Origin of the sequence: Actinoplanes regularis, assembly GCF_900188005.1 — a bacterium.
Classification (GTDB): domain Bacteria; phylum Actinomycetota; class Actinomycetes; order Mycobacteriales; family Micromonosporaceae; genus Actinoplanes; species Actinoplanes regularis.
In genome coordinates, this window is sequence record NZ_FZNR01000008.1 from 339,848 (window position 1) to 362,848 (window position 23,001).

Below are 23,001 nucleotides of genomic sequence, written 5' to 3' on the forward strand. Positions count from 1 at the left end.
ACCGACCCAGACAAGCCGGAGCAGGACAAAGCAGAGCAGGACAAGGAAGCGCCTGACGCCAAGGCAGAACCTGCGACCAAGACCGACCCAGACAAGTCGGAGCAGGACAAAGCAGAGCAGGACAAGAAGAAGCTGGATGAGGGGAAACCCGGCAAGAGGAAGCGGGCCAGGTCGGCCGAGAAGAAGCCGCGCCGGAAGTCGAGGGCGGTCCTCGGTTGGCGCCTGCTGCTCGCCGACTTCCTAGGCGTCCTCCTCTTCGTCGGCGTCGGCGCTGTCCTCGCCATTCCGTACCTCCGGGTGCCGGACTCCGCCACCCGAAGCCACGACATCGAGCTCTTCTCGCCGCCGCTGCGCAGCCTGCTGATCGGGCCGGCCGAATCGCGGATCTGGGGCGCCGCACACGCCACCCCGCGTGCCTCGCTGCACTCGGCCGCCGAGATGTCGCTGCTCCCCGGTTTCGTGCTCTACGCACTCGCCCTGGCCGGCCTGCTCTTCTCGATCTGGCGATGGCGGCAGCGACTGTTCCTGGTGCTGGGCCTGGCCGCCGCGGTGATCCTCACCCTGGGCACCAACTTCTTCGGCGGCCGCTGGACCTACCTGCCGCTCTTCGGGCACCTGCCGGCCTCGTTCGAGCAGTGGGTCCCGGGCCGGCTGACCCTCTGGACCACTCTGCTGCTGGCGATCCTGGCCGCTGGGGCCGTCGACGACTTCGTCCGGCGGGCCATGCACCTCGCGGCGCAGCGGACGCCGCCGTGGCCCGGCCCGTGGATGCGGCTGGCCATGCTCATGCCGCTGGTCCTGGTGGTCCTGGAGGGCTGGAGCACGACCGCGCATCCGGGCGTGCCCGCCCAGCCGGCCGCGCTGCGGACCGTGGGCGGTCCGATGCTGGTGCTGCCCACCGACGCGATCACGGATCAGACCGTGCAGCTCTGGACCACCTCGCGGTACCAGCAGGTGACGAACGGCGGCGGCAACGTCGCGGTGACCCGGCAGAAGGAGCTACGGCAGGCGGTCGCGGCGTTCCCCGATCTGGCGAGCATCCAGTACCTGCGCACGATCGGGGTGGGCACCGTGCTGCTGATCCGCTCCGAGGTCGCGGGAACACCCTGGGAGCAGGCCGGTGACCTCCCGGTGGACACGCTCGGCATCACCCGCGAGGACCTCCCCGACGCCGTGGTGTTCCGCCTGGGCTGAGGCGGGGCCACGGCCGTACCGGAGAGTGGGCCGAGAGCGAAAAGGGGGCACACCGAAAGGTGTGCCCCCTACGCGTTTCCGCGGAAGAATCTAGATCTTGACGACCACCGGCGACTCGGGCTCGACGTCGGCCGGCTCCGACTTGACGTAGCCGAGCGACCGCCGCAACTGCTGCACCCACCCGGCGTCCGGCCCCTCCAGCCTCCCGGCGTCCGGGTCGTTGCCGTCGTAGGTCTGCCGGACCACGTCCAGCTCCGGTCGCCAGATCTCCCGGATCACCAGTCCACACAGCACCGCCACGGTGATCAACCGCAGGCTGGAAGCAAGCACGAAGGTGCCCTCCGGGATCACCGGCCTGCCGCCCGCACCGATCAGCTCGGCGTAGAACGCGGTGAAGTATCCGATCTCGGCGACCGTCCAGGCGATGATCGCGCCCCACTTCGGCCGGGCCAGCACGATCAGCGGAAGCAGCCAGAGCACGTACTGCTGCGACCAGACCTTGCTGAAGATCAGGAAGAATGCGACGACCAGGAACGCCAACTGGGCCAGCCGCGGCGGTTTCGGCGCGAGCAGACCGAGCCCCAGGAGGAAGGCACAGGCCAGACCGACGAGCGCGTACGAGAGGGCGTTCAACGTCGGGATGTGGTCACTGAGCCACTGGAACGGCCCCTGGTCGCCGGGCGAGCCGCTGTTCCACTTGCCGTCCAGGTACCGCCCGACGTACCAGAGGGTGCCCCAGTCGATCGGCCGCGTCGAGTTGAGCCGGAAGAACCGCAGCCAGGCCTCGTGGTGCCAGTACCAGACCGGGAAGTTGACCACCACCGTGGTGATCACCGTCGCCAGGGCAGTCAGCCCCCACGGCCGGATCTTCCCGGTGCGCAGCGCGAGAACAAACAGCGGCCCGATGATGAACAGTGGCCACAGCTTGGCCGCCCCACCCAGCCCGAGGAACACCCCGGCCCAGATCGGCCGGCGGCGCACCCACAGCAGCAGGCCGATCGCGGCCAGGCCGATGGCCAGGAAGTCCCAGTTGACCGTGGCGGTGACCAGCAGGATCGGGGAGAGCGCGAAGATCGCCGCATCCCAGGGCCGTCGTCGTCGCAGGATCAGGAGCACCGCCGCGGTGGCGACCGCGAGCAGCGAGAGCACCAACGCGTTGATGTTGTAGAACCAGCTGCCCTGGTTGATGCTCGTGTTCTGCGTCGTGCCGTACCAGTGCACGGGCAGGCCGAGCGCCCCCATGAAATAACCGGTGACAACCGGGTATTCGACCTGGTGGTCGACGTACGGCACCTGGCCTTCGCTCAGTCCTTCGGCGTAGTAGAGCGCCAGGACGTCGGTGTAGCAGAAGCGGGTGTACTGGACGTTCTTCTGCCAGTCTCCGCTCATGCAGGGCGACTTCTGCACCCAGGAGAGCGCCAGCATCAGGCAGGTGAGGGCCAGGATCATCCGCGGCGCGGTCCAGAACCTGTTGGGCCGGGCGTCCGGGCGGGTCGCGTGCGAGCCGAGCGGCCCGCCGATGATCTGCGACAAGCCCCGCACGAAACCGTCCGAGGTGGCGCTCGGAACGTCGGGCCGGTCGGTGGACGGTTGCGTGCTCATGCCTTGGCATCATGCCGCATGAAGCTCGGAGATCGGACGCCACCCGGACACGGCACACCGATGAAAACTGATGAAAAGACGGCGCCCACCTCATCGAGGTGGGCGCCGTCTTTGTCAGAGCAGGACATCAACCGCCGTCGTTGTTGTTACCGCCGCCGTTGTTGGTGCCACCGCCGTTGTCGGTGCCGCCACCGTTGTCAGTGCCGCCGTTGCCGGGACCACCGTTGTCGGGACCGCCGTTGTCGGTGCCGGGGCAGAGAAGCGACCCCAGGGCGCTGTTGCAGACCGCGCTGTTGTCCGGGACCGTCGGCTCCGGCGGCGGCGCGACGCCGTTGCCCTTCGAGTCGTCACCGGTTCGGATCCGGTCCGGGAACTGAGCCTTGTCCCAGCCCTTCTCCTTCGCCACCGTGTCGATGAACCGCTTCCAGATCTCCGCCGGAGTGTTGGAGCCGAACATCTTCTTGCCGCTGGCCTCGGTGAGCGCGACCCGGTTGCCCTTGCCGCCGACCCACACGGTCGCCGCCAGCTGCGGGATCCCGCCGACGAACCAGGCGTCACCGTTCTTGCTGCTCTGCTCCTGGCTGAGCTCCCAGGAACCACTCTTACCCATGGCTTGACGGCCGCCCGCCAGGGAGTGGTTGGCGTGGTCAGGGATCTGCTTGAGCACTGCGGTCAGGTCAGAGGCCTTGTCTTCCGCCAGGACCCGCTCACCCTTGGTGGAGATCGTCTTCAGGTTCGTCGTCTTACCGGTGTTCGGGTCGATCGACTGGATCTTCTTGATGAAGTGCGTCTTGTGCCGGACGCCCTGCCCGACGAGCGTCGCGACGCCGGTGGCGTGCTCCAGGGGAATGACTCGGAACTGGCCGAAACCGATCTCGGCGCTGAAGTTCTTGTCCCAGGTCGAGGCGTCGGTCTTGGTCAGGTCGATCCGCTTGCCGTCGTTGTTCCAGATGTAGCGGATACCGGCCGACTTGGCCGCGCTGACGACCTTGCTCACGCCGAGCTGGTCGGTGATCCAGTAGAACGGGAAGTTGTACGACTTGACGGTCGCCTGCTCGAGGTCGCAGCCGGTGATGCTGTGGTTGCCGGTCTGACAGGTCTTGCCCGGGTCCTGACCGGCGTTGCTGATCGAGGTGCCGTTCGCCCGCTTCTTCGTACCGTCCCAGAGCGTGTTGAACGAGTAGTCGGCCTTCAGCGCGGCGGTCAACGTGTAGATCTTGAAGGAGGAGGCCGGCGACTGACCGCCGGATTCCATCACGTCGCTGCCGTCACCGGACATGTAGCCGGCGTAGTCGATGCCGTTGCCGTCGTCACCGCCGTAATACCCGAGCACCTCACCGTTCTCCGGGTCGATGCCGATCACCGCGGCCTGGTAGGTCTTCGGCCGCCCGTTGAGCGGCGATTCCTTGCTGGTGCGGGAGCCGGCCTCCTCGGCCGCCTTCTGCACGACCGGGTCGATCGTGGTGGTGATCGTCAGACCACCCTTGCTGATCTGATCATCGGTGATGCCGAGCTCGTGCAGTTCGTGAGTGACCTGCCGCGAGATCATCTGGGACGGCTTGCCCTCCCAGCAGGTTTCGCACTTCTGGCTGGTCTTCTTGGTGAGCGCCTTGGGCCACTGCCGCTTGTCGTAGACCTCCTGCGAGATCCACCCCTCGGCGAGCATGTTCTTCATCGTGTACTGCCACCGATCCTCGGCATCGGTGGGGTTGATCGTCGGGTCGTAACCCTTGTGCGTGGCGGTCGGGTAGGGCTGCTTGATGATCGAGGCAATCGCCGCCGCCTGATAGGGGTCGATCTCCTTGAGCCCGTTGGAGCCACCCTTGACGATGCTGCGGTTGTAGTAGCCCTGGGCTGCGGCCTCCGCGCCCAACCGGCCCTGGCCGAGGTCGATGTAGTTCAGGTACAGACCCATGATCTGGTCTTTGCTGTACTTCGACTCCAGCTTGCGGGCGATCACCGCCTCGCGCAGCTTACGGCTGTAGCTGATGTCCTTCAGCTCAGCGACGTGCCGTGCGTACTGCTGGGTGACCGTCGACGCGCCCTGCTTGTCGCCGCCGGTGAAGTTGTTCCACGCGGCGCGGGCGATGCCCTTCATGTCGATGCCGTTGTGGCGGTAGAAGTTCTTGTCCTCGGCGGCGGCCACGGCGTGCGCCATCGTCAACGAGATGTTCTGGTACGGCACGTTGACGCGGGGCTCACCCACCTTCGCGAGGATCTGACCCTTGGTGTTGAGGATCTTGTTCAGCTGCTCCTCCGCCTGTGGCGTGGGCAGCTCGACGTCGTCGAAGAAGTAGGTACCGCCGACGATGCCGGCGCCGATCATGATGACCAGTACGGCTGCCGCCGCGGTCAGGATGTTGGCCCGGCGGTACTTCTTGTCCGCAGTGCTGCGCGGCCGCTTGCCGCCCCCACCGCCACCGGTCCCGCCGCCGGAACCACCGGTCCCGCCGGGTGGCACCGAAGCGCGCCCACCGACCGAGGCCGAGCCGACCGACGCGCGCCCACCGACCGGAGCCGCACCACCGACGGAAGCGCGCCCACCGACCGGAGCCGCACCACCGACGGAGGCACGGCCACCGACCGGGGCCGCGCCGCTGACCGAGGCACGCCCGGGGCTGGCCGAGCCGACCGAAGCGGAACCGGCTGGCCGCCGGTACGCGTCGGGTGCGGGACGGTTTCCCTCCTCCGGTCCGGAAGCAGCGGACGGCCCGGGCACCCTGGCCCGGGCTCGTGCGTTCTGCGGTTCGCCGTACGGATTCATTCCTTCGCACCTACCGTTCGCGGGGGCGCGGCCGGGCTGTCCGGGATACGATCCCGGCGACCGTGCCACGAGCGGGCCGTCTGATTTGACCGGCTGCGGAGCAAGGTGTCCGAGCCTGTCTTAAACGTGTCCACGTTAACGACATCGATCCGGTTCACCGTCGACCCTCCCAGACGTGTGAATCCGAACCTGTTTTCCATTGCATCGGGGGCTCGTCGTCGACGAGCGCGTCCCGGCCGAGCGCATAGCGCTCGATGAGATGGTTCCAGGAGCAGGAGCGGCACACCTCGACCACGAAGACCTGGCACTCACGGAGCGTCATCGCGAGCACAGGCAACTCGGCGGCCTTGTGGGCCTGGCCGGCCGACTGCTTGAGCTCGTCTCCATAGACGTAGTGCACCAGTGTCAGGTTTTCCCGGCGGCAGATCGGGCACCGCTCGTCGGTCGGCTCGCCATGGAAGGTCGCCGCGTTTTTCAAGTACGGCGAGGCATCACACACTTCGAGCGGGCTGATCCGGCCATTTCGCACGTCACGCAGGACTGCCCGCTTCTGAAGCGAGTAGTCCACCACCTGTCGCTGCGTGCGCATGGCGAAGAGAGTACGCGGTCCCCGCTCGCAGGGCGACCGCCATCACGGAGCGTGGCGTGGCGACCGCGCAGGATGCCCGAGTTGCGCGCTACGACGTCCCGATCTACGGTAGCGATGTATCGGGCCGATACATCGGGGCACACTGCGAGGGGGTCGAGGTGCTGGAACTGGCGATCCTCGGGCTTCTACAGGAGGCCCCGATGCACGGATACGAGCTCCGCAAGGAACTGGCCACCAAGCTGGGCACGCTCCGCGCCGCGATCAGCTACGGGACTCTGTACCCCACTCTGAAGCGGTTGAAGCTGACCGGCTGGATCAGTGAAGCCGAAGCGAACAACGACGAAATTGTTCCCCCGATGACCAGCAAACGGGGACGGGTTGTCTACAAGATCACGGCGGAGGGCAAGGAACGCTTCGCCGAGCTGCTCGCCGCCACCGGGCCGGAGACGTATGACGACGCCGGCTTCGGGGTGCACTTCGCCTTCTTCTCCCGCACCGACCGGGCCACCCGGTTGCGGATCCTGGAAGGGCGCCGGCGCCGGGTCGAGGAGCGCCGGGAGGGGCTGCGGGAGATTCTCACCCGCGCCGCCGACCGCCTCGACGCGTACACCCTCGAACTTCAGCGGCACGGGCTCGACGCCTGTGAGCGCGAGGTCCGCTGGCTCGAAGAGCTGATCACGAACGAACGCTCCGGTCGTACCCCGGCATTTCGTCAACGCGCCGGGTACACCGGCGTAGCAAACCCCGCACCCGCGGGCGGCACACCGCCGGCGGGGACGGCACCCCCGGAACCACCGCGTCCGTACTCGGACCGGCCGTGATGAACAAGGAGGCAAACGCGATGGGCTCCGTCCGCGTCGCCATCGTCGGTGTGGGTAACTGCGCCTCGTCCCTCGTGCAGGGCGTGGAGTACTACAAGAACGCCGACCCCAACGACCGCGTCCCGGGTCTCATGCACGTAACCTTCGGCGACTACCACGTTTCCGACGTGAAGTTCGTCGCGGCGTTCGATGTGGACGCCAAGAAGGTCGGCATGGACCTGGCCGAGGCGATCGTCGCCAGCGAGAACAACACCGTCAAGCTGACCGATGTGCCGCCGACCGGCGTCACCGTGCAGCGTGGCCCGACCTTCGACGGTCTGGGCACCTACTACCGCGAGATCATCGAGGAGTCCTCGGCCGAGGCCGTCGACGTGGCGCAGGCGCTGCGCGACGCCCAGGTCGACGTGGTCGTCTCCTACCTCCCGGTGGGCTCCGAGCAGGCCGACAAGTTCTACGCGCAGGCCGCGATCGACGCCGGTTGCGCGTTCGTGAACGCTCTGCCGGTCTTCATCGCCTCCGACCCGGTCTGGGCGCAGAAGTTCGTCGACGCCGGGCTGCCGATCGTCGGTGACGACATCAAGAGCCAGGTCGGCGCCACCATCGTGCACCGCGCGCTGGCCAAGCTGTTCGAAGACCGTGGCGTCGAGCTGCTGCGTACGTACCAGCTCAACTTCGGCGGCAACATGGACTTCATGAACATGCTGGAGCGCAACCGCCTGGTCTCGAAGAAGATCTCGAAGACCCAGTCGGTCACCTCGCAGATCCCGCACGAGATGATCAAGAGCGACGTGCACATCGGCCCGTCGGACCACGTGCCGTGGCTCGACGACCGCAAGTGGGCGTACATCCGTCTCGAGGGCCGCTCCTTCGGTGACACCCCGCTGAACGCCGAGCTCAAGCTCGAGGTGTGGGACTCCCCGAACTCGGCCGGTGTGATCATCGACGCGGTCCGCGCGGCGAAGATCGCCAAGGACCGCGGCATCGGTGGCCCGATCCTGTCGGCGTCGTCCTACTTCATGAAGTCCCCGCCGGTGCAGTACAACGACCACGACGCCCACGAGGCCGTCGAGGCGTTCATCCGCGGCGACATCGAGAGCTGACGCGCTTCTGCAAGTTGAACGGCCGGTCCGCGATTGCGGGCCGGCCGTTCGGCGGTAGGAACCCGCACCTGGTCGCCTGCTGATCTCGACCAGGGATGTTCCACGCCGCCGATTTTCTGCCTGTAGGTAATGCGGTGTGATGCCAGGAACGGCCTCCGGTGCGGCTCGGTCGTGATCGCAGCCTCGACCTCAGCCCCAGGCGCGGGTCAGCGCCACCCGGGCCTCCAACTCCAGGAGCTTGCGTTTGCGCTCCAGACCACCGCCGAAGCCGACCATCTTGCCGCCGGCGCCGACCACCCGGTGACACGGCACGATCACCGGCACCGGGTTGTGATTGCAGGCCGTACCGACGGCACGCGCCGCACCCGGATCGCCCAGAGCGGTGGCGATCGCCCCGTAGGTGACCATCTCCCCGTACGGAATCTTGGCGATCTCGCCCCACACCGCGCGCTCGAACTCCGACCCGCCGCGCATCTCCACCGGCACCGAGAAGTCGGTCAGCTCGCCCGCGAAGTACGCTCTGAGCTGCTCAGTTGCCGGATGTGAAGCATCCGGGGCGCACGCGACGCCGAAGCGCACCCCCACCACGACGTCGCCCTCGACGATGACGCCGAGCGGCCCGATCGGTGATTCGACGACGAACATGCCTCCCAGTCTGCCCCCGGGCACGGTGGCCAGCCAGGCCTCCCGGGCCCTGGCGAAGCCGCGAGACCTGCTCGGCGCCGGTTGGTCAGGAGATGTGGCCCTGTGCGCGGGCCCACTTGAGGAGTTCCGCCTCGGCCTCGTCGTGATCCAGCGGCCCACGGTCGAGGCGGAGCTCCTTCAGGTACCGCCAGGCCTGACCGACGATCGGGCCCGGCGGCACGCCGAGCAGTTCCATGATCGCGTTGCCGTCCAGGTCGGGGCGGACCTTGGCCAGGTCCTCCTCGGCCGCGATCCGGGCGATCCGGTCCTCGAGGGCGTCGTAGTCGGCGGCCAGCGCGGCGGCCTTGCGCCGGTTGCGGGTGGTGACGTCGGAGCGGGTCAGCTTGTGCAGGCGGGAGAGCAGCGTGCCGGCGTCGGTGACGTAGCGGCGCACCGCCGAGTCGGTCCACTCGCCCCGGCCGTACCCGTAGAAGCGCAGGTGCAGGGCGACCAGGCCGACCACGTCGGAGGTGACGTCCTTGGGGTACTTCAGTGCCTTCATCCGCTGCTTGGTGAGCCGGGCGCCGACCACCTCGTGGTGGTGGAAGCTGACCCGGCCGTCGCGGCCGACCGCCTTGGTGGCCGGCTTGCCGACGTCGTGCATCAGCGCCGCCATCCGCAGCGCGAAGTCCGGGCCCTCGTCGCCCTCCAGCCGCATCGCGTTGGCTACCACGATCAGCGTGTGCTCGTAGACGTCCTTGTGCTGGGCGTGCTCGTCGATCTCGAGCTTCAGCCCGGAGATCTCCGGCAGGAAGCGGTCGGCGAGCCCGGTGTCGACCAGCAGCCGCAGGCCGGCGATCGGGTCGACGGCGGAGAGCAGCTTGGTGAACTCGTCCCGGATCCGTTCCGCGGTGATCCGGTCGAGATCATCTGCCATGTCCTGCATAGCCGAGATGACCGATTCATCCACAGTGAAACGGAGCTTTGCGGCGAACCGGGCGGCGCGCAGCATCCGGAGTGGATCGTCGCCGAACGAGACCTGCGGGGTGGACGGCGTGCGGATCATCCGTGCGGCCAGGTCCTCCAGGCCACCGAACGGGTCGGTGAACTCATGGCCGGGCAGCGACACCGCCATCGCGTTGATCGTGAAGTCCCGGCGGGACAGGTCCTCCAGCAACGAGGTCCCGTACGACACCACCGGATTGCGGGTGACCCCGTCGTAAGCCTCGGCCCGGAACGTGGTGATCTCGATCCGCAGCCCGTCCTTCTGGATGCCGATCGTGCCGAAGTCGCGGCCGGTCTCCCAGATCGCGTCGGCCCAGTTCTGCACCACGGCGAGCGTCTGCTCGGGCCGGGCATCCGTGCAGAAGTCCAGGTCGTCACCGAGGCGACCGAGCAACGCGTCCCGTACTGAACCACCGACCAGGTGCAACTCGTGGCCGGCGGCGCCGAAGCGGCGCCCTAGCTCGTCGGCGACGGGTGACACGCGGAGCAACTCGGCGACCGCGTTCTGCTGGGCGTTGTTCAACACAGGCATGGGATTACCAGGATATCCGGCCGTAGGTCCGCTTCGTGGCGGTGGGTGGGGCGGGTGGGATGGCGGCGTGGTGGCCCGGAGCCGATCCGGGCAGGATGGATCCGTGCCCGTTTCCGAGGTGCTGCGCCGGCTGAGCCTGGATCCCGGGTTCTGGACGGGCGAGATCAGCGACACCGAGTCCCTTCCCGCGCTGCTCCGGGTGTCCTTCCCGGTGCTGGACGGCTACGCCCTGGTCCTGGAGATCGAGCCGCCCTCCGGCGAGCGGGTGCTCGGCCTGCGCCGACCGGCCACCAGCGAGCCGGTCCAGCTGGGCTGGGCGCCGGCCGACGGCCCCTGCCCCGCGGCGCTGGACTGGTCGGAGCTGGAGACGTTCGCCCGGGTGATCGCCCTGGACGATCCGACCCTGCCGCATCCGGGGCTGGTGGTCGCGCTGCTGTCGCCGTTCGCCCCACCGACCATGAACGACGATGAACGGGCGGTGGCCGCGGTGCGTGCGGCGGCGTACCGGTCCTTGCGGCGTGAGGTGCCCCCACCCGTACCGTCCGGGCCGGAGCAGGCGCCGCTGCCCCTCTTCACCGACGATCACTGGTGGCCGGCGCCACCGGCGCCGTCGCCGCAGGTCCTGGACGAGACGACGATCACGGCTCTGAGCGGCCCGGCGGAGGCCGGCGACCAGGTCCGCGCGGGCCGGCGGTTCCCCCATGAAGATCTCGCCGACCTGGTACGCCGTGCCGCCGCCCGCCTGGACGCGTTGCCGCGACAGCAGTGGTACGCCGAGACCCGCCCCCTGGCCCGGCACATCGCCGACCGCGGTGACCTGGGTCGGGTGCCGGCGTTGCTCGGCGCGCTGACCGAGGCGGGCTGTGACCACCCGACCGTTCTGGACGCACTGAGTGAGCCCCTCGTACCGCTGGAGGCATGCTGGGTCGTGGAGACCCTGGCCGGAGCCGAGCCGGGCACCCTCCTGCGTTACCACGTGTGACGTTTTCTTCTATGGTGGCTCCAACATCGGTACGGCTCGGGAGGCATGGGTGAACGGCGGCCTGTACCGCAGCACGCACGCGGCGCCGGACGGCGACCCGCACTCGCAGGAGGGCGTCACCATCATCTCGGTCGACGACCAGTCGCCGACGGCCAGCGGCGACCAGGCGCTTCCTCCGGAGACCATCCCACCGGCCGGCGGGGAGAGCAGCGGGAACACCACCCGGCAGAGCGCGATCATGGCGATCGGCAGCCTGGTCAGCCGCATCATCGGCTTCGTCCGTACCGCGCTGATCGGCATGGCGGTCGGTACGACGGTCGGTAACGCCTACACCAACGCGCAGTTCCTGCCGAACCAGATCTACGAGCTGCTGCTCGGTGGAATCCTCTCCAGCGTCCTGGTTCCCCTGCTGGTCCGCCGCCGCAAGAGCGACCCGGACGGCGGCCAGGCGTTCACCCAGAAGCTACTGACCTTCGCCGTGGTGTCGCTCGGCATCGCGACGCTGCTGGTGGTCTCGCTGGCCTCGGTGATCACCGCGATCCAGTCCAGCAGCGACAGCAGCCAGGCCACCAAGGATCTGGTCACCGACTTCGCCTACCTGATCCTGCCGATCATCTTCTTCACCGGCCTGTCCGGGCTGGCCGGCGCCGTGCTCAACGTCCGGGGCCACTTCGCCGCGCCGATGTGGGCACCGATCCTGAACAACATCGTGGTCATCGCCACCTGCGGCATCTTCATCCTGGTCTACGGCGGCCAGAAGGAGCTGACCCCGGAGAACATCACCGGTGCCCAGATCGCGCTGATCGGCGGCGGCACCCTGCTCGGCATCGTGGTCCAGGCTCTCGGCCTGCTCCCGGCGCTGCGCAAGGTCGGTTTCCAGTGGAAGTGGCGCTGGGACCCTCGCTCGCTGGGCCTGCGCGAGGTCGGCCAACTGGCCGGCTGGATGCTGGTCTACGCCGGCGCCAACCAGCTCGCCGTCTTCATGGTGGTGAAGGTTCTGAGCGGTGCCGGCGATGATCACCCGAGCACGCTCGTGTTCAACAACGTCTTCCTGCTGACCATGATGGCGCACGGCATCGTCGGCGTGTCGGTGATGACCGCTCTGCTGCCCAAGATGAGCGCCGCCGCCGCCGAGGGCCGGTTCGACGAGGTCAGCGCGGACCTGAGCCGGGGTATCAAGCTCACCTCCGCGGCGCTCGCCCCGATCGTCGTGGTCTACGCCGTGCTCAGCGCTCCGATCGCGGTCTTCCTGTTCCAGGGCGGCCGATTCTCCAACGCCGACGCACTGGCCACCGGAGATGTGCTGACCGTGGCGGCGTTCGCGGTGATCCCGTTGTCGATCAGCTACCTGTGCACCTACGCGTTCTACGCGCTCCAGGGCAACAAGACCGTCGCGATGATCAATCTGGCGGTGGTAGCGGTCCGGATCGGCGCCTACTTCGTCCTCGCCGAGTTGCTCAGCAAATCGCTGCTGGCGGCCGGTATGACCGCCGGCAACGCGGTCTCGTACCTACTTTCGGCACTGATCTCGTTGACCGTGCTGCGCCGCAGGATCGGCCGGCTCAACCTCGGCACGGTCCTCGCCTCGCTGATCCGGGTGGCGGTCGCGGCCGCGGTGGCCGCCGCGCTCGGTTACCTGGTGGTGCGCCTGCTGCCGGGCGCCGGTGAGCCGGACGGCCGGATCCAGGCGCTGCTCCAGCTCGTGGTCGGCGGCGCGGTGATCCTGGTCGCGTATCTGGTCACCGCGATCTTGCTGCGCGTGCAGGAGGTCAGCCAGGTGGCCGGAATGGTGCGCCGCAAGATCGGCCGCTGATTCCCGGGCGGTACGCCCCACACGCCCTGAACTAACCTGCTTATGCCGTAGTGATCCAAAAACCACCCGTTCGTACGGTGCCGCGCTAATGCCGCGCCGGGGGACGACCTGCCGGACCATGGCTCCGTACGGGTATGGTCGTTGTCGGCACGTGCTCGGGAGCACCTTGCCCCGAGTATCGACGCATGCACCACCGAGGGAGGACTGGTGACCCAGGTCGGCGAAGGCCACGAAACCGCGGCCGACGAGGCTGGACCGGTCTTGACCTTCGGTGAACCCGCCGCCGGAGAGGTCCTGGCCGAGCGATACCAGCTCGAGCAGCACGTCAACAACGACAGCGCCGGCCGGCAGGTCTGGCGCGGGATCGACGTGGTGCTGCGCCGGTCGGTCGCGGTCGTGCTCCGGCATCCGGGTGGCGACTCCGCCACCGAGATGCTTCAGGCGGCGGTCGCCGCGAGCAGGGTGATCCACCCCAATCTGGTCGGCGTCTACGACGCCATCGACGAACAGCAGCGGGCGTACGTGGTCCGCGAGTGGGTCGACGGCGAGTCGCTGCGTGACCTGGTCGCCACCGAGGGCCCGCTGGATCCGGCCCGGGCGATCGCGATCGCACACTCGGTCGCCGACGCCCTGACCGCCGTGCACGCCACCGGCATGGTCCACGGCAACGTGCACCCCGGCACCACCCTGATCGGTGACGACGGCCGGGTGGTCCTGGCAGACGCCCGCGCCGACGCCGCGGACAGCCCTGAGGCCGACGTCCGCTCGGTCGGTGGCCTGCTTTACTTCGCGCTCACCGGCCGTTGGCCGCACGCCGAGACAGGCCGCTCCGCACTGCCGGACGCGAACCGGGACAGCACCGGCAGCCCCGCCGCGCCCCGGCAGGTCCGCGCCGGCATTCCGGCCTACCTCGACGACCTGACCATGGACCTGCTGGACCGGCGGGTGGCCGCACCGGCCGCAGAGGCGCTCACCGCCGAGCTCGGCCGGCTCGACGCCGCAGCCGAGGACGAGGAGTACGAGGAGGTCGGCCCGCTCCGCTTCGTGCAGAGCGGCGGTGTGCCGGGCGAGCCCGCCCGCAGCGCACCGAAGATCCTGCTCGGAGTCGGCGCGCTGGTGGTCATCGCGGTCATCGGCCTGATCTTCGGCATTCGCGCGATCAACGGCTCGAGCACGCCGAACGCGTCATCCTCCACGTCGGCGCAGGCCGACACCAACACGCAGCCCAGCGACGCCGGCACGGCCAGCGGCGCACCGCTCGGCGAGCCGCAGAAGATCCCGCTGACCGCTGACATGGTCCGCATCGTCGACCCGCCGGACGGTGGCCGCAAGGACGGGGAAGAGGCGAAATTCCTGGTCGACGGCGACGACAAGACCGCCTGGAAGATGTCGTTCTTCAACCAGCCGAACTTCGGCGGCATCAAGAAGGGCATGGGCGTGCTGATCCACCTGGACAAGCCACGCCAGCTCTCCTCGGTGAAGCTCTCTCTGTCCGCTCCCGGCGCCACCATCGACCTCCGGTACGGCACCAAGGACTTCGGTGACAGTTCGAAGGGCGACGAAGAGGCCGTCGCTAAGTACGTCAAGCTCACCGACGCTGACGCCGCCGACGTTCCGACCGCCGGCGAACAGGTGAGTCTCATCGGCTTCGACCCGGCCCAGACGTATGAGTACGTGCTGGTCTTCATCACCAAGCTGCCGCCGAACGAGGACGGCCAGGGCTACAAGGTCAACGTCAACGAACTCGAGTTGTACGGCTACTGAGCCGCACGTGAGCGATGAATGAGGGGCGGTCTCCGGGTGTGCCGGAACCGCCCCTCATTCGTGACACAGCCGTCCGGCGTGGTGCTGCACGGATGACATACATTGCTGGCGTGACTTTCCGGGACGTACCGCCCGGCGTAACCGGCGCTGGAGACGACACCGCGCTGAGCGACGCCGAACTGGTGCGCGCCCACGTCGCGGGCGACCCGGAAGCCTTCGCCGAACTGGTCCGGCGGCACCGGGACCGGCTCTGGGCGGTCGCCCTGCGCACCACCGGGGACCGCGAGGAGGCCGCCGACGCCGTGCAGGACGCGCTGCTCTCGGCACACCGGGCAGCGGCCGGATTCCGCGGCGACTCAGCTGTCACCACCTGGCTGCACCGCATCGTGGTGAACGCCTGCCTGGACCGGATCCGGCGGCGGCAGGCACACCCGACCGTGCCGCTGCCGGACGGCACCCGCTCCGACGACGACCGGTCGGCCGGCCCCGAGCCGATCGCGCCCACCCCGGATCCGGACACCGTGCTCCTGGTCCGCGAAGCGCTGGCCGCCCTGCCGGTCGAGCAGCGAGCCCCGATCGTGCTGGTCGACGTGCAGGGTTACGGCGTGGCCGAGGCCGCCGCGATGCTCGGGATCGCCGAGGGGACGGTGAAGAGCCGGTGTGCGCGGGGCCGGGCCCGAATGGCTCTGGCCTTGCGTGATCTGCGGGGCGATTCGAGTGAGCCCGGGCACGATGGGAACCGGACCGGGGGACAGGACGTCCCATCCAGGTCAGGCGCGGCGACGCCGCTGCCGACCGGGCGTGAACGGAGGGAACAGCGGTGACGGGCGCCGAGTTCCACGGGGTCGACATCGACCTGCTGGCCGACTATGTCGGTGGCGCCCTGGACGGCACCCCGGAGGCGGCGCGGGTCGCCTCGCTGATCGCCGCGGAGCCCGGCTGGCGGGAGGCGTACGAGCTGCTCGCGCCGGAGATGGCGATGGTGGGGGCGCTGCTCGCCGAGTTGCCGGCGGAGCCGATGCCGGATGACGTCGTGGCCCGGTTGGAGGCGGCGCTGGCCGTGGAGCCGGCTCTGCGGGTGACCGGGGTGCCGGTCGAGGCCGTACCCGAATCGGTTGATGCCGGCCACAGCGCGGCTCCGGCCGTACCACCAAAGGTTGTGGATCTTGGTGAGCGGCGTCGCAAGCGCGGCAATCGCCGCTGGATCCACTTCGCCGCGCCGATCGGCGTGGCCGCCGGTGCCGCGGCCTTCGTCGGGTACGGATTGCTCGCCCAGCCGCAGTTCGCCACGGAGCAGGCCGATTCCAGGGCCGCCGGCGACAGCGGCGCCGGCGAGGCGATGGTGGCCGCCGCCCCTCAGACGACGCTGACCAGCGGCATCAACTACACGCTCGGCACGCTGGGCCGGGCGTCGAAGTCTGCGACCGAACTCCCGCTGGACGCGTACGGCAACTCGGAGCCGCCCAGGGTGATGACGTCGAATACCGAACTGAATCGGCTGACGGACCATAACGCGCTCCTGGACTGCCTCAACGCGATCGCCGCGGAGAACGGCGGCGGTGCGCTGACCGTCAGGTCGGTCGACTACGCCCGGTTCGACGGCGACCCGGCGCTTGTGGTCCGATTCACCGCCAGCAACGGCGAGTGGGCCTGGGCCAGCGGCCCGGGCTGCGGATTGCCCGGTGGCGGCGCCGACACCCGAGGTGCCGTCCCGGTACGCTGAACAGCACCCGCGGCGTGAGGTCGGACACGAGCCGGACCGGGGGGAATGGTGAATGCCTAGCATGGCGTTCTACCGGCGTGCATACAAACTTTGAGGAGTCGGCAGTGGACGAGGTCCGCAATCTGATCATCATCGGTTCGGGACCCTCCGGCTACACGGCGGCGCTCTACGCCGCCCGCGCCAACCTCAAACCTCTGGTCATCGAGGGTGTGCAGTCCGGTGGTTCGCTGATGACGACCACCGAGGTGGAGAACTTCCCCGGCTTCCGCGACGGCGTCATGGGTCCCGAGCTGATGGACAACATGCGGGCCCAGGCCGAGAAGTTCGGCGCGGAGTTCCTGACCGACGACGTCAGCCGCGTCGAGCTCACCGACAAGCCCACCGAGGCCGGCACCGAGGGCCTCAAGACGGTCTGGGTCGGGGAGCAGCAGTTCTTCGCGCGGGCCGTGATCCTGTCGACCGGCTCCGCGTGGCGCCCGATCGGCGTCCCCGGCGAGCAGGAGCTGCTCGGCCACGGCGTCTCGTCCTGCGCCACCTGTGACGGGTTCTTCTTCCGCGGCCAGCACATCGTGGTGGTCGGCGGCGGCGACTCGGCGATGGAGGAGGCCACGTTCCTCACCCGGTTCGCCGAGACCGTGACCATCGTGCACCGCCGGGACACGTTCCGGGCCAGCAAGGTCATGCAGAAGCGGGCGCTCGACAACGAGAAGATCAAGATCGAGTGGAACTCGGTCGTCGAGGAGATCCTCGGGGCCGACGGCAAGGTCGTCGGCGTCCGGCTCCGCAACCTGGTCTCCGAAGAGACCAAGGTGCTCGACGTAACCGGCGTGTTCGTGGCGATCGGCCACGACCCGCGCAGCGAGCTGTTCAAGGGCCAGATCGAGCTGGACGACGAGGGCTACGTCAAAGTCGACGCGCCCAGCACCCGGACCAACATCGCCGGTGTCTTCGCCGCGGGTGACCTGGTCGACCACACGTACCGGCAGGCCATCACCGCCGCCGGCACCGGCTGCGCCGCGGCACTGGACGCCGAGCGCTTCATCGCTTCATTCATCGAGCTGTAAGTAAGACCGGGAGGAATCCTCGTGGGAGCAACCAAGGTGGTCACCGACGCCACCTTCGCCAGTGACGTGCTGAATTCCGAGAAGCCGGTGCTGGTGGATTTCTGGGCCGAGTGGTGCGTGCCCTGCAAGAAGGTCGACCCGCTGCTCGCCGAGATCGCGGCCGAGATGGGCGACCAGGTGGAGATCGTCAAGCTCAACATCGACGAGAACCCACAGACGGCGCTGGCATACCAGGTGATGTCCGTGCCGACCCTGGCCATCTTCAAGGGCGGCGAGCGGGTGAACTCGGTGGCCGGTGCCAAGCCCAAGAGCTTCCTGGTCAACTTCATCGAGTCGGCGCTCTGATCGTTTTCTGATACCCCGCGTTCCGCACTGGGACGCGGGGTTCTCTTTGTCCCCCGGAGTACGCTCCGGAAGGTCGTCCCTTCTCGCCCCTAGGGAGTCGTGAGTGCGGTCCATCCGACGCGGAGACACCGGTCCTGCCGTTTCCGAGATCCGGTCGATCCTGACCGTCCTGGAGTTGCTCTCCGATCCCGAACCGGACCTGTTCGACGAACACCTGGAGAACGCGGTCCGGGCCTTCCAGCAGAGCCGTGGCCTCGGTGTGGACGGCATGGTCGGCGACGAGACCTGGAGAGCACTGGACGGCGCCCGCTGGCGGCTCGGCTCACGCACCCTCTTCCACTCCGTACCCGACGCCCTGACCGGCGAGGATGTCCGCGCCCTGCAGGAGCGCCTGCTGGAGATGGGCTACGACACCGGCCGGCCGGACTCCGTCTACGGTGCCCGGACCGCGCACGCGGTCGCCCAGTTCCAGCGTGAGGTCGGCCTGACCCCGGATGGTTCGTGCGGGCCGCAAACCATGAAGGCGCTGCGCCGGCTGGGCCGAAAAGTCGTCGGTGGGCGTCCCCAGTGGCTGCGGGAAGCCGAGGCGTTCCGGCAGTCCGGGCCGAACCTGGTGGGCAAGACCATCGTGATCGATCCCGGCCACGGCGGCGGGGAGGACGCCGGGGTGGTCGTGCCGGACGGGCCGCTCCGCTGGACCGAGGCGGACCTGGTGTTCGACCTCGCGGCCCGGCTGGAGGGTCGGCTCGCCGCAGCCGGCATGCGGGTGCACCTGACCCGCGGGCCGTCGCCGGCCGAGCCGATGAGCGGGACCGAGCGGGCCGCGCTGGCCAACACCCTCGGTGCCGACCTGCTGATCTCGCTGCACCTGGACGGCCAGAACTCCCCGGCGGCCGAGGGCGTGGCGACCTACCACTACGGCACCGGCAGCGGATCGAGCTCCACCGTCGGCGAGCGGCTGGCGAACCTGGTGCAGCGGGAGATCGTGGTGCGGACCGGGATGCACGACTGCCGGACCCACGCCAAGACCTGGGACCTGCTGCGGCTCACCCGGATGCCGACGGTTCGGGTCGACCTTGGATACCTGACGTCGCCGGTGGACCGGGAGCGGCTGATCAACCCGATGTTCCGGGAGCAGATCGTCGAGGCGATCCTGGCCGCGGTACAGCGGATGTACTTCCCCGTTGAGCGGGACGTGCCGACCGGGTCGATCGATGTGCGGCAGCTGCGGATGGCCCTGGCGGATCGGGCCTAGCCGCCTATCCGCCTACCCGCCGATCCGCCTGTCCACCTACCCGCCGATCCGCCTTGCCGACTTTTCGCTGACGGCCCGTCGGTATCCCGTCGGGTCCGTCAGTTCCTCACCGGACCGGTCGCGGGCCGCCAGTTCTCCGCCGAGCTGGTCGCGGGCCGCTAGTTCTCCACCGCGCTGTTCGCGGGCCGTCAGTTATCCACCGCGCTTGTCGCGGGCCGTCAGTTCTCGATCGAGCTGGTCGCGGGCATCGGGCGGAGCAGCTTCTCCGGGCTCATCGAGCCGAGAAGCTTCTCCAGCGCGTACTCCACGTCCGACTTCCAGGAGAGCGCGGTTCGCAACTCGAGGCGCAGCCGCGGGTAACGCGGGTGCGGCCGGACCGTCTTGAAGCCGACCGACAGGAAGAAGTCGACCGGGGCGACGCACGCCCCCTCACCCTCCTCGTCCGGCTTCGCATCGCCGAACGCCTCGATCGCCTTCACGCCCCGCTTGGTGAGATCCCGGGCGACACCCTGCACCAGCATCCGGCCCAGGCCCCCACCGGCGAACGCGGGTACCACCTTGGCCGTGGTGAGCAGCGCGGCGTCGGCGCTGACCGGGGAGGTGGGGAAGGCCATCGAGCGCGGGACGTAGGCGGGCGGGGCGTACATCACGAACCCGGCCGGCATGCCGTCCACATATGCCAGCTTGCCGCAGGAACCCCACTCGAGAAGCGTCTGGGAGACCCACGCCTCCTTCTCCAGACCGGGGTCGCCCGTGGCGCAGGCCCGCTCGGCGGAGACCGGATCCAGCTCCCAGTACACACACTGGCGGCAGGGTCGAGGCAGGTCCTCGAGGGTGTCAAGGGTGAGATTGACCAGGCGTCGCGACATTGGCGAACTCCCCGCGCAGGACTCGAACCGGACCGGTGACGAAGCACGGTCGCTCGTCCGCGCCCTCGGGAATCGTACGTCGCAATACCCATGAACGGGAGCAGGTCGGGCAAGGCGTGACCCGTACGGACCGGTTCCGGGGAGGCCCGCGCCGATTAGGATCAAACCCGTCTCTGTTCTGTGGAGGGGTGAGAGCCGAATGACCGGTACTACTCAGGACGACTACACCGATCGGTACGCGCGGCGGGTTCGTGGGATGACCACGTCCGAGATCCGCGCCCTGTTCTCCGTTGCCAGCCGGCCCGAGGTGGTCTCGCTGGCCGGCGGTTCGCCGTACATCGCCGCACTGCCACTGGACGCGGTCGGCGAGATGCTCAACCGGCTCGCCGTCGACCACGGCACCACGAGCCTGCAGTACGGAATCGGCCAGGGCACCGTCGAGCTGCGCGAGCGCATCTGCGAGGTGATGGCCCTCTCCGGGATCACCAACGCCTCCCCCGACGACGTGGTCGTCACGGTGGGCGGACAACAGGCCCTCGACCTGCTGGCCCGGCTCTTCCTGGACCCGGGCGACGTGGTGCTCGCCGAGGGACCGACCTACGTCGGCGCACTCGGCGTCTTCCAGGCCGCCCAGGCACAGGTGCGCCACGTAGCCATGGACGACGAGGGCCTGATCCCGGAAGCACTCGAGGAGGCGATCGCGGCGTCGCCGCGCGCCAAGTTCCTCTACACCATCCCGACCTTCCAGAACCCGGCCGGCGTGACCCTCTCCGAGGAGCGACGCGAGCGGGTGCTGGACATCTGCGAGCGGGCCGGTCTGCTGGTGGTCGAAGACGACCCGTACGGAATGTTGTCCTTCGAGGGCGACGCGCCGCTGCCGTTGCGGGCCCGGCGCCGGGACGGGGTCTTCTACTGCAGCACCTTCTCCAAGACGTTCGCCCCCGGTCTGCGGGTCGGCTGGATCCTGGCGCCGCACGCCGTGCGGGAGAAGCTCGTGCTGGCGAGTGAGGCCAACATCCTGTGCCCGAGCGCGTTCGCCCAGGGCGCGGTCACGCAGTACCTGACGACCATGCCGTGGCGCGAGCAGATCAAGGTGTACCGCGAGATCTACCGCGAACGCCGCGACGCCCTGCTGAGCGCGCTGACCGACCTGATGCCGGCCGGCACCACGTGGACCCGCCCGACCGGCGGTCTGTTCGTCTGGGCCACCCTGCCCGAGGGGCTGGACTCCAAGGCGATGATGCCGCGGGCGGTCGCGGCCCGCGTCGCCTACGTGCCGGGAACGGGCTTCTACGCCGACGGGACCGGCCGGAGCAACATGCGCCTGAACTTCTCGTTCGCCACCCCGGAGCGGCTGCGTGAGGGTGTGCGGCGGCTCTCCGGGGTGATGGAACAGGACCTCGCCATGCGCGCCGTCTTCGGTGGCTCCACCGCGATCGCGTCCCAGCGCCGTCGTGGACCGGCCGCGGCCGACGCTCCCGGCCCCGACTTGGCATGATCACCTCTATGAGTAGGCGGGACGAGTTGCGGGTTTTGGTGTTGGCGGGCGGTCTCTCGTACGAGCGGGACGTCTCGCTGCGGTCCGGACGCCGGGTGCTGGACGCGCTCCGGTCAACCGGCATCGAGGCCGAACTGCACGATGCGGATGCCTCCCTCCTGCCCGTCCTGCGGGCCGACCCGCCGGACGCGGTGGTGATCGCCCTGCACGGAGCCACCGGTGAGGACGGGTCCCTGCGCGGTGTCCTCGACCTGTGCGAGGTTCCGTATGTCGGTGCCGACGCGCGTACCGCCAGACTGGCTTGGGACAAGCCGTCCGCGAAGGCCCGGTTGCGGGAGGCCGGAATTCCGACGCCGGACTGGGTGGCGTTGCCGCACGACCGGTTCTCCGAACTGGGTGCCGTCGCCGTGCTCGATCGGATCGTGTCGCGGCTCGGACTGCCGCTGATGGTCAAGCCGGCCCAGGGCGGGTCGGGCCTGGGCGCCGCTGTGGTCCGGGATGCGGCGGACCTGCCGGCCGCGATGGTGGGTTGCTTCGCGTACGACTCGACGGCGCTCGTCGAGCGGTACGTGACCGGGACCAGCCTGGCCGTCTCGATCATCGACCTGGGCACCGGACCGGAGGCCCTGCCGATCGTGGAGATCGTGCCGCGGGACGGGGTGTACGACTACGCGGCCCGCTACACGGCCGGACTGACGACCTGGCACGTGCCGGCCCGCCTCGAACCGGTGGTGACAGCACGGGTGATCGAGACGGCGTTGATGGCTTACAAGGCGCTCGGGTTGCGGGACCTGTCCCGGATCGACGTAATCGTGCCGGAGGACGGGGAGCCGCAGGTTCTCGGATGCAATGTGTCGCCCGGGATGACGGAGACGTCGTTGCTGCCGTTGGCGGTACAGGCCGCCGGGGTGGACCTGGGGGCAATCCTCGGGGCGCTGGTGGAGCGGGCGGTCGCCAGGGCGGACTGACCGCCAGGCGGTCTCCAGAACGGGCATGGCCTCTCGGGGCCGTGCCCGTTCGTCGTTTCAGCGTCCTACGGCCTCGGATCGCCACACGCCCCGGATCAACCTCTCGTCGCCCCGGCCGACCTCGCCCTCGCCCAACCTCTCGCCCTGCGGCCCCAGTCGACACCTCGCCCCATCCCCCGGCCAACGTCTCGCCTTCGGCCAACCTCTCGACTCGCGCCCGGCTGACCTCTCGCCCCACGGGAACCTCTCACCCCGCGATTCAGTCGACACCTCGCCCAACGGCCGACCCCAGGGCTCACGCCTCAGTCGAACTCGCGCCCAGCCAACCTCTCGCGTGCACCCCGGTCGACTGTGTCCCCGCGCGCTGGCCGGCCCCTCGCCTCCCGACCGACTTGGTCACGTCCATGGGCGTGGTGTAAGAGTCGGCCATCGCTGATCCGTGTGGGTTGATGCTATGCGGCGATCTCGGCGGGTTCGGCTGCTTCGGTG

At 69.0% G+C, this 23,001-nt stretch carries 18 protein-coding genes and 1 pseudogene; 13 read left to right on the forward strand and 6 right to left on the reverse strand.

Annotated features, from left to right (window positions below):
* A pseudogene (locus CHC09_RS23005) lies at positions 1-1,194 on the forward strand (hypothetical protein); the annotation flags it as partial.
* A gap of 90 nt (positions 1,195-1,284) precedes the next feature.
* On the opposite strand, the gene CHC09_RS23010 reads toward CHC09_RS23005, so the two are convergent.
* The 3 genes from CHC09_RS23010 to CHC09_RS23020 form a co-directional block, all read right to left on the reverse strand.
* Positions 1,285-2,796 (reverse strand): glycosyltransferase family 87 protein, encoded by a 1,512-nt coding sequence (locus CHC09_RS23010; protein ID WP_089295232.1) that lies wholly within the window; start codon positions 2,794-2,796, stop codon positions 1,285-1,287.
* Positions 2,797-2,923: 127 nt separating this feature from the next.
* Positions 2,924-5,560, reverse strand: a complete 2,637-nt coding sequence (locus tag CHC09_RS23015) for a transglycosylase domain-containing protein (protein ID WP_089295233.1) — start codon at positions 5,558-5,560, stop codon at positions 2,924-2,926.
* A 154-nt stretch (positions 5,561-5,714) separates the two neighbouring features.
* Positions 5,715-6,149: a DUF5318 domain-containing protein gene (locus tag CHC09_RS23020; RefSeq protein WP_089295234.1), complete on the reverse strand. Its 435-nt coding sequence runs from the start codon at positions 6,147-6,149 to the stop codon at positions 5,715-5,717.
* 158 nt (positions 6,150-6,307) lie between these two features.
* On the opposite strand from CHC09_RS23020, the gene CHC09_RS23025 reads away from it, so the two are divergent.
* Both CHC09_RS23025 and CHC09_RS23030 read left to right on the forward strand, forming a co-directional pair.
* A complete protein-coding gene (locus tag CHC09_RS23025) occupies positions 6,308-6,970 on the forward strand; it encodes a PadR family transcriptional regulator (RefSeq protein ID WP_089295273.1) in 663 nt (220 codons plus the stop codon).
* 20 nt (positions 6,971-6,990) lie between these two features.
* A complete protein-coding gene (locus CHC09_RS23030) occupies positions 6,991-8,070 on the forward strand; it encodes an inositol-3-phosphate synthase (RefSeq protein ID WP_089295274.1) in 1,080 nt (359 codons plus the stop codon).
* Positions 8,071-8,259: 189 nt separating this feature from the next.
* Here CHC09_RS23030 and CHC09_RS23035 read toward each other — a convergent pair whose 3' ends face one another.
* Together CHC09_RS23035 and CHC09_RS23040 are read right to left on the reverse strand one after the other, a co-directional pair.
* Positions 8,260-8,715: a methylated-DNA--[protein]-cysteine S-methyltransferase gene (locus CHC09_RS23035; protein ID WP_089295235.1), complete on the reverse strand. Its 456-nt coding sequence runs from the start codon at positions 8,713-8,715 to the stop codon at positions 8,260-8,262.
* An 85-nt stretch (positions 8,716-8,800) separates the two neighbouring features.
* Positions 8,801-10,231 (reverse strand): CCA tRNA nucleotidyltransferase, encoded by a 1,431-nt coding sequence (locus tag CHC09_RS23040; protein ID WP_089295236.1) that lies wholly within the window; start codon positions 10,229-10,231, stop codon positions 8,801-8,803.
* 103 nt (positions 10,232-10,334) lie between these two features.
* Between CHC09_RS23040 and CHC09_RS23045 the strand changes: the two genes are divergently transcribed.
* The 8 genes from CHC09_RS23045 (at position 10,335) to CHC09_RS23080 (ending at position 19,177) form a co-directional block, all read left to right on the forward strand.
* Positions 10,335-11,213, forward strand: coding sequence for a hypothetical protein (locus CHC09_RS23045; protein ID WP_239138392.1), 879 nt, complete (start codon positions 10,335-10,337; stop codon positions 11,211-11,213).
* Between the two features lie 49 nt (positions 11,214-11,262).
* Positions 11,263-13,026 (forward strand): murein biosynthesis integral membrane protein MurJ, encoded by a 1,764-nt coding sequence (gene murJ / locus CHC09_RS23050; protein WP_089295237.1) that lies wholly within the window; start codon positions 11,263-11,265, stop codon positions 13,024-13,026.
* Positions 13,027-13,233: 207 nt separating this feature from the next.
* Positions 13,234-14,790 carry a protein kinase family protein gene (locus CHC09_RS23055; RefSeq protein ID WP_089295238.1) on the forward strand — a complete coding sequence of 519 codons (1,557 nt, stop codon included), beginning with the start codon at positions 13,234-13,236 and terminating at the stop codon, positions 14,788-14,790.
* 110 nt (positions 14,791-14,900) lie between these two features.
* A complete protein-coding gene (gene sigM / locus CHC09_RS23060; protein ID WP_239138391.1) occupies positions 14,901-15,614 on the forward strand; it encodes an RNA polymerase sigma factor SigM in 714 nt (237 codons plus the stop codon).
* Complete coding sequence (locus tag CHC09_RS23065; RefSeq protein ID WP_089295239.1) at positions 15,611-16,513, forward strand: cupin domain-containing protein; 903 nt, start codon at positions 15,611-15,613, stop codon at positions 16,511-16,513. Before sigM ends, CHC09_RS23065 begins: the two co-directional genes overlap by 4 nt.
* A gap of 104 nt (positions 16,514-16,617) precedes the next feature.
* Positions 16,618-17,577, forward strand: a complete 960-nt coding sequence (trxB, locus tag CHC09_RS23070; protein WP_089295240.1) for a thioredoxin-disulfide reductase — start codon at positions 16,618-16,620, stop codon at positions 17,575-17,577.
* Between the two features lie 21 nt (positions 17,578-17,598).
* On the forward strand, positions 17,599-17,922 hold the full coding sequence (gene trxA / locus CHC09_RS23075; RefSeq protein ID WP_089295241.1) for a thioredoxin: 324 nt from the start codon (positions 17,599-17,601) through the stop codon (positions 17,920-17,922).
* A gap of 103 nt (positions 17,923-18,025) precedes the next feature.
* On the forward strand, positions 18,026-19,177 hold the full coding sequence (locus CHC09_RS23080; RefSeq protein WP_089295242.1) for an N-acetylmuramoyl-L-alanine amidase: 1,152 nt from the start codon (positions 18,026-18,028) through the stop codon (positions 19,175-19,177).
* Positions 19,178-19,395: 218 nt separating this feature from the next.
* On the opposite strand, the gene CHC09_RS23085 is transcribed toward CHC09_RS23080, so the two are convergent.
* Positions 19,396-20,046: a GNAT family N-acetyltransferase gene (locus CHC09_RS23085; protein ID WP_089295243.1), complete on the reverse strand. Its 651-nt coding sequence runs from the start codon at positions 20,044-20,046 to the stop codon at positions 19,396-19,398.
* A 199-nt stretch (positions 20,047-20,245) separates the two neighbouring features.
* On the opposite strand from CHC09_RS23085, the gene CHC09_RS23090 reads away from it, so the two are divergent.
* Both CHC09_RS23090 and CHC09_RS23095 read left to right on the forward strand, forming a co-directional pair.
* On the forward strand, positions 20,246-21,544 hold the full coding sequence (locus tag CHC09_RS23090; RefSeq protein ID WP_089295244.1) for an aminotransferase-like domain-containing protein: 1,299 nt from the start codon (positions 20,246-20,248) through the stop codon (positions 21,542-21,544).
* 8 nt (positions 21,545-21,552) lie between these two features.
* Positions 21,553-22,512: a D-alanine--D-alanine ligase family protein gene (locus CHC09_RS23095; RefSeq protein ID WP_373871921.1), complete on the forward strand. Its 960-nt coding sequence runs from the start codon at positions 21,553-21,555 to the stop codon at positions 22,510-22,512.
* Positions 22,513-23,001: the final 489 nt, after the last annotated feature.

Coding starts and splice junctions, on each gene's coding strand:
- CHC09_RS23020 (WP_089295234.1), bottom strand. CDS start 6,149: ATGCGCACGCAGCGACAGGTGGTGGACTACTCGCTTCAGAAGCGGGCA.
- CHC09_RS23095 (WP_373871921.1), top strand. CDS start 21,553: ATGAGTAGGCGGGACGAGTTGCGGGTTTTGGTGTTGGCGGGCGGTCTC.
- CHC09_RS23010 (WP_089295232.1), bottom strand. CDS start 2,796: ATGAGCACGCAACCGTCCACCGACCGGCCCGACGTTCCGAGCGCCACC.
- CHC09_RS23040 (WP_089295236.1), bottom strand. CDS start 10,231: ATGCCTGTGTTGAACAACGCCCAGCAGAACGCGGTCGCCGAGTTGCTC.
- CHC09_RS23015 (WP_089295233.1), bottom strand. CDS start 5,560: ATGAATCCGTACGGCGAACCGCAGAACGCACGAGCCCGGGCCAGGGTG.
- CHC09_RS23030 (WP_089295274.1), top strand. CDS start 6,991: ATGGGCTCCGTCCGCGTCGCCATCGTCGGTGTGGGTAACTGCGCCTCG.
- CHC09_RS23035 (WP_089295235.1), bottom strand. CDS start 8,715: ATGTTCGTCGTCGAATCACCGATCGGGCCGCTCGGCGTCATCGTCGAG.
- CHC09_RS23085 (WP_089295243.1), bottom strand. CDS start 20,046: ATGTCGCGACGCCTGGTCAATCTCACCCTTGACACCCTCGAGGACCTG.
- CHC09_RS23090 (WP_089295244.1), top strand. CDS start 20,246: ATGACCGGTACTACTCAGGACGACTACACCGATCGGTACGCGCGGCGG.